10 protein-coding genes are annotated in these 14187 nt (G+C 73.9%); 1 reads left to right on the top strand and 9 read right to left on the bottom strand.

Annotated elements, in window-relative coordinates; genetic code table 11:
* Positions 1–191: 191 nt before the first annotated feature.
* From ACFY2B_RS34445 to ACFY2B_RS34410, 8 genes are all read right to left on the bottom strand, one after another.
* Positions 192–815: a GntR family transcriptional regulator gene (locus ACFY2B_RS34445; RefSeq protein ID WP_376538180.1), complete on the bottom strand. Its 624-nt coding sequence runs from the start codon at positions 813–815 to the stop codon at positions 192–194.
* A 437-nt stretch (positions 816–1252) separates the two neighbouring features.
* Positions 1253–3031 carry a 2-oxoglutarate dehydrogenase, E2 component, dihydrolipoamide succinyltransferase gene (gene sucB / locus ACFY2B_RS34440; protein ID WP_390766994.1) on the bottom strand — a complete coding sequence of 593 codons (1779 nt, stop codon included), beginning with the start codon at positions 3029–3031 and terminating at the stop codon, positions 1253–1255.
* Between the two features lie 61 nt (positions 3032–3092).
* A complete protein-coding gene (lpdA, locus tag ACFY2B_RS34435; protein WP_376538176.1) occupies positions 3093–4481 on the bottom strand; it encodes a dihydrolipoyl dehydrogenase in 1389 nt (462 codons plus the stop codon).
* Between the two features lie 297 nt (positions 4482–4778).
* Positions 4779–6311, bottom strand: a complete 1533-nt coding sequence (locus ACFY2B_RS34430) for a leucyl aminopeptidase (RefSeq protein WP_390766993.1) — start codon at positions 6309–6311, stop codon at positions 4779–4781.
* A gap of 403 nt (positions 6312–6714) precedes the next feature.
* Positions 6715–7527 carry an adenosylcobinamide-GDP ribazoletransferase gene (locus ACFY2B_RS34425; protein WP_390767064.1) on the bottom strand — a complete coding sequence of 271 codons (813 nt, stop codon included), beginning with the start codon at positions 7525–7527 and terminating at the stop codon, positions 6715–6717.
* 892 nt (positions 7528–8419) lie between these two features.
* On the bottom strand, positions 8420–10216 hold the full coding sequence (locus tag ACFY2B_RS34420) for a phosphatidylglycerol lysyltransferase domain-containing protein (protein WP_390766992.1): 1797 nt from the start codon (positions 10214–10216) through the stop codon (positions 8420–8422).
* A 60-nt stretch (positions 10217–10276) separates the two neighbouring features.
* Positions 10277–11494, bottom strand: coding sequence for a nicotinate-nucleotide--dimethylbenzimidazole phosphoribosyltransferase (gene cobT, locus ACFY2B_RS34415; RefSeq protein WP_390766991.1), 1218 nt, complete (start codon positions 11492–11494; stop codon positions 10277–10279).
* Positions 11491–11694: a hypothetical protein gene (locus tag ACFY2B_RS34410; protein WP_390766990.1), complete on the bottom strand. Its 204-nt coding sequence runs from the start codon at positions 11692–11694 to the stop codon at positions 11491–11493. Before ACFY2B_RS34410 ends, cobT begins: the two co-directional genes overlap by 4 nt.
* On the opposite strand from ACFY2B_RS34410, the gene ACFY2B_RS34405 reads away from it, so the two are divergent.
* Positions 11693–12757: a class I SAM-dependent methyltransferase gene (locus ACFY2B_RS34405; RefSeq protein ID WP_390766989.1), complete on the top strand. Its 1065-nt coding sequence runs from the start codon at positions 11693–11695 to the stop codon at positions 12755–12757. The two genes, ACFY2B_RS34410 and ACFY2B_RS34405, sit on opposite strands and share 2 nt — an antisense overlap.
* Before the next feature lie 117 nt (positions 12758–12874).
* On the opposite strand, the gene ACFY2B_RS34400 is transcribed toward ACFY2B_RS34405, so the two are convergent.
* Entirely contained in the window at positions 12875–14083 is a 1209-nt protein-coding gene (locus ACFY2B_RS34400) for a bifunctional adenosylcobinamide kinase/adenosylcobinamide-phosphate guanylyltransferase (protein WP_390766988.1), read from the bottom strand.
* Between the last annotated feature and the right edge of the window lie 104 nt (positions 14084–14187).

Here is a 14187-nt window from a genome sequence, read left to right as displayed (position 1 = left end):
CCGTCAGGACTCTAACCCCGTGATCGATGATCGATCAAAGGGTTGAGGGGCAAAACCTCTCGATTACGAGAAACTCGGCACGGGGTGCCCCTGCCAATGGCACCGGGTGACGGGTGCGGCCCCACGTTCCCGCAGGTGGAGACGTGTCTGGATCAACCTACACCGCGGTGGATCCGACGGCCGATCATGGGCTAGGCCCGCGGCGCGCACCCCAGTACATGGGCCTTCACCAACTCGGCGATGCGCGGATCCCGTCTTTTGAACGCGGCCACCAGATCCTCGTGCTCCTCGGCGTAGGACTGCTGCACCGTGCCCAGCCAGCGGATCGAGAGGGCGGTGAACACCTCGATGCCGAGGCCCTCCCAGGTGTGCAGCAGGACCGAGTTGCCCGCCGCGCGGACCAGCTCGCGGTGGAAGGCGACGGTGTGCCGCACCTGGGCCGTGCCGTCGGAGTCCCGGTCGGCCTCGTAGAGGGCGGCGACGTGCGGTTCCAGCGCCGAGCAGTCCTGTGCCAGCCGCTCCGCGGCCAGCTCCGCCGCGATGGCCTCCAGGCCGGCCCGCACCGGGTAGCTCTCCTCCAGGTCGGCGGCCGTCAGGTTGCGCACGCGTACGCCCTTGTTCGGCGACGACTCGATGAGCCGCAGCGACTCCAGTTCCCGCAGGGCCTCCCGCACCGGGGTCTGGCTGACCTCCAGCTCGGTGGCGATCCGGCGCTCCACGATCCGCTCGCCCGGCTTCCAGCGCCCGCTGACGATTCCCTCCACGATGTGCTCGCGGATCTGCTCGCGCAGCGAGTGGACGACGGGCGCGGTCATGACGACTCCTTCGGGAGGGGCCGCCCATCGGCCCCGGGGCACTGACGTTTAGACAATAAGGCCGGTTCGCTCCGCGGGTGGGGCTGGTTGGGGTGCTGTCGTGCAGGTGAGATGAGGCTTACAGGGGGTGTGGGGGGCGCGGGGACGGGGTGGGGACGAGGTGGGGGCGGGACGGGGTGTTGTGCGGCTGCGGGTGCGTTGTGGCTGGTCGCGCAGTTCCCCGCACCCCTGGGGGTGGTGGGGGTGGGGCGGGTGTGTGTGCGGGTTGCGGGGGGTTGGGCGCGCCCCTGTGGGGGGTGGTCGGGGTGTGGGGTGCGTGCGGGTTGTGGGGGCTGGTCGCGCAGTTCCTCGCGCCCCTCTGTGCGGCTGTGCCCTCGGGGGATATGACGGTGCCCCCCGCCCGGGGTCGGGCGGGGGGCACCGTGGGGGTGGGTGGGTTACAGGCCCAGTTCGACCTCGAACTCGCCCGCCTCCAGGATCGCCTTGACCGCGGTCAGGTAACGGGCCGCGTCGGCGCCGTCCACCAGGCGGTGGTCGTAGGAGAGGGTCAGGTACGTCATGTCGCGGACGCCGATGACCGTGCCCTCCTCCGTCTCGATGACGGCCGGACGCTTGACCGTGGCGCCGATACCGAGGATCGCGACCTGGCCCGGCGGCACGATGATCGTGTCGAACAGCGCGCCGCGGGAGCCGGTGTTGCTGATGGTGAAGGTCGCGCCGGACAGCTCGTCCGGGGTGATCTTGTTGGCCCGGACCTTGCCCGCCAGGTCGGCCGTGGCCTTGGCGATACCCGCGATGTTGAGGTCGCCGGCGCTCTTGATGACCGGGGTCATCAGGCCCTTCTCGGAGTCCACCGCGATACCGACGTTCTCGGTGTCGAAGTAGGTGATGGTCCCCTCGGCCTCGTTGATCTTGGCGTTGATGACCGGGTGGGCCTTCAGGGCCTGCGCGGCGGCCTTGACGAAGAACGGCATCGGGGAGAGCTTGACGCCCTCGCGGGCCGCGAAGGAGTCCTTCGCCTGGCCGCGCAGCCGCATCAGGCGGGTGACGTCGACCTCGACGACCGACGACAGCTGGGCCTGCTCGTGCAGCGCCTTGACCATGTTGTCGCCGATGACCTTGCGGATGCGGGGCATCTTGACGGTCTGGCCGCGGAGCGGGGAGACCTCCAGCGTCGGCGCGGCCTTCCGGGCCGCCGGGGCGGCCGTCGGGGCCGGAGCCGGAGCCGGGGCAGCGGCGGCGGCCGCCTTCGCGGCCTCGGCGGCGGCGATGACGTCCTGCTTGCGGATACGGCCGCCGACGCCGGTGCCCTTGACGATGGCCAGGTCTACGCCGTTCTCGGCGGCGAGCTTGCGCACCAGCGGGGTCACGTAGGCGCCGTCGTCACCGGCCGTCGCGACGGGGGCCGGGGCGGCCGGCGCGGGGGCAACCGGAGCCGGAGCCGGTGCGGGCGCCGGTGCGGCGGGCTGGACCGGCGCCGGGGCGGCCACGGGGGCGGCCGGTGCCGGTGCCGGAGCGGCGGGGGCCGGTGCCGGGGCCGGGGCAGCGGGGGCGGGAGCCGGAGCGGCCGGTGCCGGAGCGGCGGCCGGGGCGGCACCCGGGGCGCCGACGACGGCGAGCTTGGCGCCGACCTCGGCGGTCTCGTCCTCGCCGACCACGATCTCCAGCAGCACGCCCGCGACGGGCGAGGGGATCTCGGTGTCGACCTTGTCGGTCGAGACTTCGAGCAGCGGCTCGTCGGCCTCGACGCTGTCGCCGACCGACTTCAGCCAGCGGGTGACGGTGCCCTCGGTGACGGACTCACCGAGCGCGGGCAGGACCACGTCCGTGCCCTGGGCGCCGCCGGCCGGAGCGGCGGCGGGCGCGGGGGCGGCCGGAGCCGGAGCCGGAGCGGCCACCGGTGCGGCCACGGGGGCGGCCGGAGCCGGTGCGGGCGCCGCGGCGGCGGCGGGGGCCGGGGCGGCGGCCGGGGCACCGGTGCCGTCGTCGATCACGGCCAGCTCGGCGCCGACCTCGACGGTCTCGTCCTCGGCGACCTTGATGGAGGCCAGCACGCCGGCGGCGGGCGAGGGGATCTCGGTGTCGACCTTGTCGGTCGAGACTTCGAGCAGCGGCTCGTCGGCCTCGACGCGTTCGCCTTCGGCCTTCAGCCAGCGGGTGACAGTGCCCTCGGTGACGCTCTCACCGAGCGCCGGAAGGGTTACGGAAACCGCCATGGTTTCGGGTGCTCCTAACGGATTGCGGAAGTCTGTGTCGTCGCGCTTGTCGACCGAAGGCTCAGTCGTGGGAGTGGAGGGGCTTGCCGGCCAGGGCCAGGTGCGCCTCGCCGAGCGCCTCGTTCTGCGTCGGGTGGGCGTGGATGAGCTGGGCCACCTCGGCGGGCAGCGCCTCCCAGTTGTAGATCAGCTGGGCCTCGCCGACCTGCTCGCCCATGCGGTCGCCGACCATGTGGACGCCGACCACGGCGCCGTCCTTGACCTGGACGAGCTTGATCTCGCCCGCGGTGTTCAGGATCTTGCTCTTGCCGTTGCCCGCCAGGTTGTACTTCAGCGCGACGACCTTGTCCGCGCCGTAGATCTCCTTGGCCTTGGCCTCGCTGATGCCGACGGAGGCGACCTCCGGGTGGCAGTACGTCACCCGCGGCACACCGTCGTAGTCGATCGGGACCGTCTTGAGACCGGCCAGGCGCTCCGCCACCAGGATGCCCTCGGCGAAGCCGACGTGGGCGAGCTGGAGGGTCGGGACCAGGTCGCCGACGGCGGAGATGGTGGGGACGTTGGTCCGCATGTACTCGTCGACCAGGACGTAGCCGCGGTCCATCGCGACACCCTGCTCCTCGTAGCCGAGGCCCTGGGAGACCGGGCCGCGGCCGACGGCGACGAGCAGCACCTCGGCCTCGAACTCCTTGCCGTCGGCGAGGGTGACCTTGACGCCGCTCTGGGTGTACTCGGCCTTCTGGAAGAAGGTGCCCAGGTTGAACTTGATGCCGCGCTTGCGGAAGGCGCGCTCAAGAAGCTTGGAGGAGTTCTCGTCCTCGACCGGGACGAGGTGCTTGAGGCCCTCGATGACCGTGACGTCCGAGCCGAAGGACTTCCACGCGGAGGCGAACTCGACGCCGATGACACCGCCGCCCAGGATGATCGCGGACTGCGGGACGCGGTCCAGGACGAGGGCGTGGTCGGAGGAGATGATCCGGTCGCCGTCGATCACCAGGCCGGGCAGGGACTTCGGCACGGAGCCGGTCGCCAGGAGGACGTGGCGGCCCTGGATCCGCTGACCGTTCACGTCGACGGAGGTCGGGGAGGACAGACGGCCCTCGCCCTCGATGTAGGTCACCTTGCGCGAGGCGATCAGGCCCTGGAGGCCCTTGTAGAGCCCGGAGATCACACCGTCCTTGTACTTGTGGACGGCCGGTACGTCGATGCCCTCGAAAGTGGCCTTGACGCCGAACTGCTCGCTCTCGCGGGCCTGGTCGGCGATCTCGCCCGCGTGCAGCAGGGCCTTGGTGGGGATGCAGCCCCGGTGCAGGCAGGTACCGCCGACCTTGTCCTTCTCGATCAGGGCGACGTCCAGTCCCAGCTGAGCCCCGCGCAGCGCCGCGGCGTAACCGCCGCTGCCACCGCCGAGGATCACTAGGTCGAAAACGGTGCTGGCGTCGTTCGCCACGTCACGTCCTCCATGCATGTGCGCCGTACGCCGGGCCCCTGGTACCAAACGGGGGGTTGACCGGTCGGTCGGCTGGTGTCCGGCCGCTCGTTCTTCGGCCCTGGGTGGGGCCCTGTCCTGCCGGGCTCCATCTTCGCACCTGCCGAGGGTGTACGGGACGCGGGGCCCGGGTGTGAGACACCCCACGTCCCGGCCGGCGCGCACGGCGACGCTCAGGGGCCCGGGGCCACCGCGTGACCGGACGTACCCGGTCCGCGGTCGCCCCGGGCCCCTGAGCTGCCGGGCCGACGGGCGGGCTCAGCCCTCGGCGCCGTCCGCGGTCTGCTCGGCCAGCCGCACCAGCGTGCGTACCGCGGTGCCCGTGCCGCCCTTCGGCGTGTACCCGAACGGGCCGCCCTCGTTGAACGCCGGACCGGCGATGTCGAGGTGCGCCCAGGTGATGCCGTCGCCGATGAACTCCTTCAGGAACAGGCCGGCGACCAGCCCGCCGCCCATCCGCTCGCCCATGTTGGCGATGTCGGCCGTGGGCGAGTCCATCCCCTTGCGCAGGTGGTCCGGCAGCGGCATGGGCCACGCCGGCTCGCCGACCTCCTCCGCGAGCTGGTGGATGGTGCCGCGGAACGCGTCGTCGTTCGCCATGATCCCGAAGGTGCGGCTGCCCAGTGCCAGCACCATGGCGCCGGTCAGGGTCGCGACGTCCACGATCGCGTCCGGCTTCTCCTGTGAGGCGGCCCACAGCGCGTCGGCGAGGACCAGCCGGCCCTCGGCGTCCGTGTTGAGCACCTCGACGGTCTTGCCGCTGTACATGCGCAGCACGTCGCCGGGGCGGGTCGCCGTGCCCGACGGCATGTTCTCGGCGAGCGCCAGCCAGCCGGTGACGTTGACCTCCAGGCCGAGCCGGGCGGCGGCGACGACCGCGGCGAACACCGCGGCGGCGCCGCTCATGTCGCACTTCATCGTCTCGTTGTGACCGGCCGGCTTGAGCGAGATGCCGCCCGAGTCGTAGGTGATGCCCTTGCCGACGAAGGCGAGGTGCTTCTTCGCCTTGGCGTGCGTGTACGACAGCTTCACCAGACGCGGTCCGGCCGCCGAGCCGGCGCCGACGCCGAGCAGACCGCCGTAGCCGCCCTTGACCAGCGCCTTCTCGTCGAGCACCTGCACCTTGATGCCGTGCTCCTTGGCCGCGGCCTGGGCGATGGCGGCGAACGACTCCGGAGTGAGGTCGTTCGGCGGGGTGTTGATCAGGTCGCGGGCGCGGTTCAGCTCCTCGGAGACGGCGGTGGCACGCGTGAGGGCCGCCTTGTGCTCCTTGTCGCGGGGCTTGGCACCGAGCAGTGCGGCCTCGGCGAGCGGGGCCTTGCCGTTGCCGGCCTTCGCGCCCTTGCCGTTGCCGTTCTCCTTGTACGTGTCGAACGAGTACGCGCCCAGCAGCACGCCCTCGGCGATCGCGGAGACGGCGGCGGCGTCGGCGACCGGCAGCGCGAAGGCGGCCTTCTTGGCGCCGCCCAGCGCGCGTGCGGCGACACCGGCGGCCTTGCGCAGCGCCTCGGTGCCGTGGGCGGCGTCCTTCGCGGGCTCCTCGCCGAGGCCCACCGCCACCACGAGCGGCGCCTTGAAGCCGGCCGGGGCCGGCAGCTTCGTCAGCTCGCCCTCGGCGCCGGTGGCACCGAGGGTCTCCAGGACGCCGGCGAGCTTGCCGTCGTACGCCTTGTCCACGGCCTCGGCGCCCGGCGCGACGACGGGGCTCTTGGCGCCCTTTGCGACACCGACGACGATCGCGTCGGCCCGTAGGCCGGGCGCCGCGGCGGTGCTGAGAGTGAGAGCAGTCACGGTGGTGAAATCTCGCTTCCGATGTGAAGTTGCTGTGGCCGAATGGGTGGGTCGACCGGGCCCGGGGACCGACCCTGGCTCTGGCCTCAGGGCGCGTCGTGACCGGGGCCTTCGCCCTGTCGGCGAGCACCCGGGACGAGCCTACGCGTGTGTGTGCGCTTGCTCATTACCCCGGGCGTTCACCCGCGAGTGACGTCATGGCCACATATCCCCCTCCACTGCGGTGACCTGAGACACACTCGCCGGTTCCGGACGGACGATCCGCCCGTCTCTTCGCTGAATTCTCACCGATGCCGTCCGTGTCCTTCGCGAGGGGGTGGTGGGTTTTCTCCCGGAACGCCGAATTCCGCCGGGAGACGTCGTGTTCGTGAGGCGGTGGGGCACGGCCGTGGCGGTCCCGGCGCTAGCCGCCCAGCGCCAGGACCACGAGGGCCGCCGTCGCCGCCGTCTCCGCGAGCGCGCCGAACACGTCTCCGGTGACCCCGCCGAACCGGCGCACGCAGTGGCGCAGCAGGAGTTCGGCGACGGCGGCCGAGACGGCGACCGCGAGGGCGGCCTGGACGGCGCCGTACGTCCCGAACCGGGCGCCCCCGGCCCCGGCCGCCGCCAATACCGCGACCCCGACCGTCAGGGCACGGCCGGTCGGCACCACTTGGGCCACCGCCGCGCCCAGCCCCTCCGGCCGGGCGGCCGGCACCCCGGTGCGGGCGGCGGTGGTCAGCGCCAGCCGGGCGGCGGTCGCCGCGACCACGGCGGCGAGCGCGCCCCGGGCCCACGAGTCGGCGTACGCCTGCGTCAGGACCGCCACCTGAGCCAGCAGCACCAGCATCAGCGTGATCACGCCGAACGGGCCGATGTCGGACCGCTTCATGATCCGCAGCGCCTCCTCGGCGGGCTTTCCGCTGCCGAGCCCGTCCGCGGTGTCGGCGAGTCCGTCCAGATGCAGACCGCGGGTCAGGACGGCCGGTACGGCGACGGTGGCGACGGCCGCGAGCGGCGCGGCCGCGCCCAACAGGAGCAGCAGCAGCCCGGTGGCGGCCGCACAGGCGCCCACGACCAGCCCGACCAGTGGGGCGGCCAGCATGCCGAGGCGGGCGGCGCCGCGGTCCCAGCGGGTCACCGTGACGGGGAGCGCGGTGAGGGTGCCGAACGCGAAGCGGAGGCCCTCCGGGGGTGAGGCGGGTGGGGTGGGCGGAGTGAGGGGCGGTGGGGGCACCGGCGCAGGGTATCCGGGCGGGCCGGTGCGCCGGCCGCTGCGGGGGTGGGGTGCGGATGTGGTGGGGGGTGGGGGGTCGTCGTTCGGGTGCGGGTGGGCGGGGGCTGGTTGCGCAGTTCCCCGCGCCCCTTCGGGGGTGTTGGCGGGCCGCGGGCCGGGGGGTTCTGTGTCGGGGGTGGGGGTTGGGCGCACGATGTCCCGTGCTCTCTTGGAGAGGGCTCCGCACAGGGCTGCCACGCCTGCGAGGGCCGCGATGTGTTCCTTGCCTGCCAGGTTGTCCTTCACCAGCACCTCCGTCACCATCGCCAGAACCACCGCGGCCGCCGTCGCGCGGGCGCGGTAGCGCAGGCACAGATACAGGGCCAGACCCACCACGGCCGCCGACGGGCCGGTGTCCACGACCTGTGCGTCCGAGGCCGGCAGGCCGAGCCAGGAGTCCGGGCCCAGCGCGATGCCCACGCGCGCGTACAGCGTCCCGGCGAGCGTGGCGACGTACGCGACGGTCAGCGTCCGCCGCCAGCCGAGACAGATCTCCGCGATGCCGAACACGAACAGGAGCTGCGCGAGCGCGCCCCACACCGGCAGGTCCAGCGCCGGTACGAACAGCGACAGCGGGGTGCGCAGCAGGGCCGGGCCCAGTGGGTCCGCGGCCCGCACGGCGCCCACCTCCTGCACCAGCCGGTAGCCCCACGGCTGGTTCTGCGCCGCCTGGAGCAGCGCCGTCAGGCACACCGCCGTGAGCGTCATCGGGGCCGCGCTTCCCCACGCCCTCGCCCGCGTGCGGAGGACCGCGCCGGGCCGGCCCGGCGCGAGCAGCGGCTCGCGCACGGTGACGTACAGCGGACCCCACTCGGTGCGGGCCCAGCGGGCGGCCCTGGTCATCCGGCGGGCCTCATCCGTGGGTCTCCAGGTGTCTGCGGTGCAGCCACCTGGGCAGTCCGGGCGCCTCCAGGAAGCCCTCCGCGCGCGCCGACGCCAGACCGATCCGCGGCAGGTCCGCGGTCTTCTCGAACAGCAGGAACCGCGGTTCCCAGATGGGCCGGTACTTGGCGTTGGCGCGGTACAGGGACTCGATCTGCCACCAGCGTGAGAAGAAACTGAGCAGGGAGCGCCACAGCCGCAGCACCGGGCCCGCGCCGAGGCGGGAGCCGCGTTCGAAGACGGACCGGAACATCGCGAAGTTGAGCGAGACCTGGGTGATCCCGATCTCCCCGGCCCGGCGCAGCAGTTCGATGACCATGAACTCCACCAGCCCGTTGTCGGAGTTCCGGTCCCGCCGCATGAGGTCGAGTGAAAGCCCGTGCGGCCCCCAGGGCACGAAGGAGAGGAGCGCCTTCAACTCGCCGTCAGCGGCGGCGCATTCGAGCATCACGCAGCGCCCGTCCCCGCGCTCCCCGAGCCGCCCGAGCGCCATGCTGAACCCGCGCTCGGTGGCCCCGTCCCGCCAGTCGTCGGCCCGCTGGACCAGATACGCCATCTCGTCCGCCGGGATCTCCTCGTGCCGCCGGACGCGCACCGTGTACCCGGCCCGTCCGACCCGGTTGTGGGCCTGGCGCACGGTGCGCATCGCCCGGCCCTCCAGCGTGAACTCGGCCACCTCCACGATCGCCTCGTCCCCGAGTTCCAGCGCGTCCAGACCGTGCCGCGCGTACACGGTCCCCGCCTCCTCGCTCGCCCCCATCACGGCCGGGATCCAGCCGTGCGCCCGCGCCTGGGCCAGCCACGGCGCGATCGCCCCGGGCCACGCCTCGGGGTCGCCCAGCGGATCCCCGGAGGCCAGCGACACCCCGCCCACGACCCGGTAGGCCACCGCCGCCTTCCGGGTCGGCGACCACACCACGCTCTTCTCCCGGCGCAGCGCGAAGTAGCCGAGCGAGTCCCGCTCGCCGTATCCGTCGAGCAGCACCCGCAGCCGCTTCTCGTCGTCCCCGGTGAGCGGGTCGACGGCACGCCGGGAACGGAAGGCGGCATAGAACACGCCGAGGACGAGGACCGTGCTCAGTACGTTGATGACGACGTTGACCCAGTTGGGCGTCGAGATCCCGGGGAAGTACGTCTCGCCGGCGGCGACCGAGACGAGCCGCAGCGTGCCGTAGTGCCAGCGTTCCGGGAACGTCGAGCGTCCCGCGTCCGGCGCCCGGTTGGTGACTGACACCAGCAGCGCGGCCAGCAGCGAGGCGGCGAGCCCGCCGCCGACCGCGACGGTGGCGGCGAGCCTGGGGTTGGACCGGTCGCCCTTGGCGTAGAACTCGCGGCGCCCGACGAGCAGCGCGGCGACGAAGGCGGCGGTCAGCACGAGGGAGACCCAGTTCTGCGCGTACTGCCGGATCTCCGGGAAGGCCATGGCGAACGCGAACAGCGCGAGGAAGGCGCCGCTGAGCACCAGGTTCAGGATCCAGGCGGCCCGTTTGCGGCGCCGCATGGTGATCGCCAGGAAGGCGGTGAACAGGCCCGAGGCGAAGCCGGCCGTCAGCAGGTACGGCGTGAAGAGGTTCTCCTGGTTGTGGCGGCGCACGTCCTGCCCGAGGGAGACCCACACGGCGCTGAGGAAGTTGACGAAGGCGACGGCCCGCAGGTACCAGACGGCGCAGGCGGCGGCGCGCGCCGAGGCCGTGCCGTCCGGCCGCGCCCCGTCACCTGACGACGCCGGAGCGGCATCCTGCTTCGCGGCATTTCGGGCATCTCCCATGATGAAGGATGATATGGGTGATGTGTCGGTGAACCGCTCATACCCGGCCGCGGAAAGCCGCTACTCCTGCTGCGCCGACTCCCCGGCCGGCCCGGCCTCCTGCGCCGACTCCCCGGCCGCCCGTACGGTCTCCGGTGCCGGTTCCCCGGCCGCCCGGCCGGCTTCCGGTGCCGGTTCCCCGGCTTCCGGCACCGAGTCGCCCGGCTCCTCGGCCGCTTCGCCGGGCTCCTGTGCCGGCTGCTCCGGGAGTTCCGCGGCGAGCGCGGCCGCCGCCTGCACCAGGGGCAGCGCCAGCAGCGCGCCGGTGCCCTCGCCGACCCTGACCCCTTGGTCCAGCAGCGGCTCCAGCGCCATCCGGTCCAGCGCCTTCGCCTGCCCCGGCTCCCCGCTGTCGTGCCCGGCCAGCCACCAGTCCGGCGCGCGGAAGGCGATCCGCTGCCCGACCAGCGCGCACGCGGCCGCCACCACCCCGTCCAGGATCACCGGCAGCTTCCGCACCGCGCACTGCAACAGGAACCCGGTCATCGCCGCGAGATCGGCACCGCCCACCGTCGCCAGCAGCTGCAACTGGTCCCCGAGCACCGGCCGTGCCCGGCGCAGCGCGTCCCGGACCGCTGCGCACTTGCGCATCCAGGTGAGGTCGTCGATCGCGAGGCCGCCGCGCCCGGTCACCACGGAGGCGTCGGTCCCGCACAGCGCGGCGACCAGCACGGCCGCCGCGGTGGTCCCGCCCACGCTGACGTCGCCGAGCACCACCACGTCCGTACCGGAGTCGGCCTCCTCGTCGGCCACCGCCATGCCCGCCCGGAAGGCGGCCTCGGCCTCCTCGGGGGTCAGCGCGTCCTCGATGTCGATCCGGCCGCTGCCGCGCCGCACCCGGTGCCGTACGACGTCCTCGGGGAAGGCGTCCGGCGGGCAGTCCAGTGCCAGGTCCACCACCCGCACCGGCACCCCGAGCCGCCGCGCGAGCACCGACACCGGACTGCCGCCCTCCAGGACCGCCCGCACCAGCTGAGCCGCGCTGCCCGCGGGGCGCGCGGACACGTCGAGGGAAGCGATTCCGTGGTCGCCTGCGAACAGCACGACCCGCGGCCGTCCGACCGGCCGTACCGGTACGGCGCCCTGTGCGGCGGACAGCCACTCGCCCAGGTCGTCCAGGCGGCCCAGGGACCCGGGCGGCACGATCAGACGTTCCCGGCGCGTCTCTGCGTCACGGCGCACACCGCCGTCCGGGCGCTCGATCAGATCGGTGAAGTCGTCGAGATTCAGCGAGCTCATTCGCCGAACAGTACCGGCAGCGAACGAACGGTTCCGTGCCGGTCGCGCGCCACGTCGTCATGGCATCCGCACGGCGTCTTTGCACCCAAGATCGCTATCCCATACGTTCCGTTTTGCAGCGGATTGTCGTACAGGGAGGCACCCATGCCGCCGGAGCCGTCCATCCAGCCCGAGCCACCCATGGCGGCGGAGCCGGCCATGCCGCCGCGACAGCCGCCCGAGCAGTCGCGGCAGTCGCCCGAGCAGTCGTCGCAGCCGCCCGTGCCGTCGGCGCAGGCGCCCGCGCTCCCCGCCCCCAGGGCCACCGCCCGCCGGGTCACCGCCCCCTTCCACGAGCCGCGCCGCCCGGACTGCCCCTGGTGCGGTTCGCCGCGGCTGCGGGTCCGGCTGCGCACGCCCGACCTGCGCTACCGCGCCCCGGGCACCTTCGTGATCGAGGAGTGCCGGGACTGCGCCCACATCTTCCAGAACCCGCGCCTCACCCCGGAGGGCCTGGCCTTCCACCACCGCGAGTTCCACGACACGCGCGTACAGCCGCTCGTGGACCGCCTCGGCACCGCCCGCCGCCACCGCGCCGCGGCCCGGGCGCTGCTCCGTTCCCCCGGGTTCGCCGAACCGGAGAGCTGGCTGGACGTGGGCACGGGCCACGCCCGCTTCCCGGAGGCGGCGCGCGAGGTGTTCCCGTACACGTCCTTCGACGGCCTCGACGCCACCTCGCGGGTGGTGCGGGCCCGCACGGTGGGCCGGATCGAGGAGGCGTACGTCGGCCGGCTCACCGATCCGCCCCTCACCGCCCGGCTGCGCGCCCGCTACGACGTGGTCAGCATGTTCCACCACCTCCAGTACGCGCCCGACCCGCGCGAGGAACTCCGCGCCGCCCTCGCCGTCCTGCGCCCCGGCGGCCATCTCCTCGTCGAAGTCCCCGACCCGGCCAGCGCGTTCGCCGCCCTGCTCGGCAAGTGGTGGCTCCCGCACGGCCAGCCCCGCCACCCGCACCTGCCGCCGCTGGACAACCTGCGCGCGGAACTCGCGGACCTGGGCTGCACGATCGTCGCCACGGACCGCCGCGCCCCGCACATCCCCTACGACCTGTCGGCCGCCCTGCTCCTCGCGCTGGCCCACACCCTGCCCGCGGGCCCGCGCCGGGCGACCGTGCCGCCGGTGGCCGCGGCGGCGGCCCTGGACCGCGCCCTGGCCCCGCTGCTGCGCCGCACCCGGTTCGCCAACGCCTACCGGATCATCGCCCGCAAGGGCCCGCGGTGACCGCCGCCGAGGCACCGCGCCCGACGGGTGCCCGGCGGCACGGGCGGCCCCGCCTCCCCGGACCTCCGGGCGCCCGCCGGGCACCGGGGAGGCGCCCGCACGCGCGCCGGGCACGGGTCACCCCCGCAGCACCAGCGCCTGCCCGGCGACCACCAGCACCACGTGCTCGCACTCGTTCGCGAACGCCGCGTTCAGCCGGCCGAGTTCGTCCCGGTAGCGCCGCCCGGAGGCGGTCGCGGGGACGATCCCCGAGCCGACCTCGTTGGACACCGCCACCACCGTCCGCCGGGCCGCGCGCAGCGCACACGTCAACTCCCGTACCCGCTCCCGCAGCGCCCGCTCCCCGCCGGACGCCCACTCCGCGTCGTCCCACGCCCCGACGGCGTCCATCGCGTCCGTCAGCCACAGCGACAGGCAGTCGATCAGCAGCGGCGGGCCGTCCTTGGCGAGCAGCGGCACGAGGTCGCAGGTCTCCGCCGTGAGCCAGGACCCGGGGCGGCGCTCCCGGTGCGCCGCCACCCGGGCGGCCCACTCGGTGTCCCCGCTCCGGGAGCCGCCCGTGGCCACGTACAGCACCTCGGGGAAGGACGCGAGGCGCCGCTCGGCCTCCACCGACTTCCCGGAGCGCGCGCCGCCCAGCACCAGCGTCCGGCGCGGCACCTCCGGCACCTTCGCGTACGCGCCCAGCGTCAGCGTCGTACCGTCCGGCACCACCCGGGCGCCCGCCGCGGCCAGCCGGCGCCGCACCTCGCCGCCCGGCGGCACGTCGTGGTCCAGATGCACGGCGACCACGTCCGTCCCCGGACCGACCGCCCCCACCGCACGCAGCCGGGCCAGCGCGTCCGGCCGCCCCACCACGTCCGTGAGCACCAGGGCGTACGGCACGACGGGCTCCGCGCCCGCCGCGAGCCCCGCCGGGGCACCGCCCGGCGGCAGATACAGCAGCCGCTGCCCGCCCGGCCCGGTCACCGCGTACCCGGTGCCGCCCGCGTCCATCGCGAGCGCCCGCACCCGCTGCCCGGTCAGCAGCGTCAACTCCCGTCCGTCCGGTACCCGCACGGGCTGCGGCAGCCCGGCCGGCACCTCCACCGCGGGCCCCTCGTGCGGATGCGACAGCAGCACCTGGCGTACGCCGCCGAGCGAGTGCCCGGCCCGTACGGCCGCGAATGCCACGCCCGGCGTCAGGTCGAGCAGCAGCACCCCGTCCACGAGCACCGAGGTGGCCGCCCGCGCCTCCACGCCGAGCGCAGTCGCGCACGCCGCGCAGGGGCAGTCGGGGCGGGGCAGCCCCGCCGGGGCACCGGTACCGAGCACAGTCACGTCCACGGACCGATTTTGACCTGTCGCCGCAGGTCTCGCGCATCCGGTCGGCGCACTAGGCTGCCGCCGGAGGCCGGAACCCGGATCCGGGTCCGCTCCGTTTCGCAGGT

The organism is Streptomyces sp. NPDC001270 (assembly GCF_042896695.1).
Lineage (GTDB): Bacteria > Actinomycetota > Actinomycetes > Streptomycetales > Streptomycetaceae > Streptomyces.
The sequence above is the reverse complement of the archived record's forward strand: the minus strand, read 5'-3'. Positions and strand labels throughout refer to the sequence as shown.

Bases quoted from the DNA above. Each gene is read 5' to 3' on its own strand.
- sucB (WP_390766994.1), bottom strand. From the start codon at position 3,031: ATGGCGGTTTCCGTAACCCTTCCGGCGCTCGGTGAGAGCGTCACCGAG.
- ACFY2B_RS34405 (WP_390766989.1), top strand. From the start codon at position 11,693: ATGCCGCCGCGACAGCCGCCCGAGCAGTCGCGGCAGTCGCCCGAGCAG.
- ACFY2B_RS34445 (WP_376538180.1), bottom strand. From the start codon at position 815: ATGACCGCGCCCGTCGTCCACTCGCTGCGCGAGCAGATCCGCGAGCAC.
- cobT (WP_390766991.1), bottom strand. From the start codon at position 11,494: ATGAGCTCGCTGAATCTCGACGACTTCACCGATCTGATCGAGCGCCCG.
- ACFY2B_RS34420 (WP_390766992.1), bottom strand. From the start codon at position 10,216: ATGGGAGATGCCCGAAATGCCGCGAAGCAGGATGCCGCTCCGGCGTCG.
- ACFY2B_RS34410 (WP_390766990.1), bottom strand. From the start codon at position 11,694: ATGGCCGGCTCCGCCGCCATGGGTGGCTCGGGCTGGATGGACGGCTCC.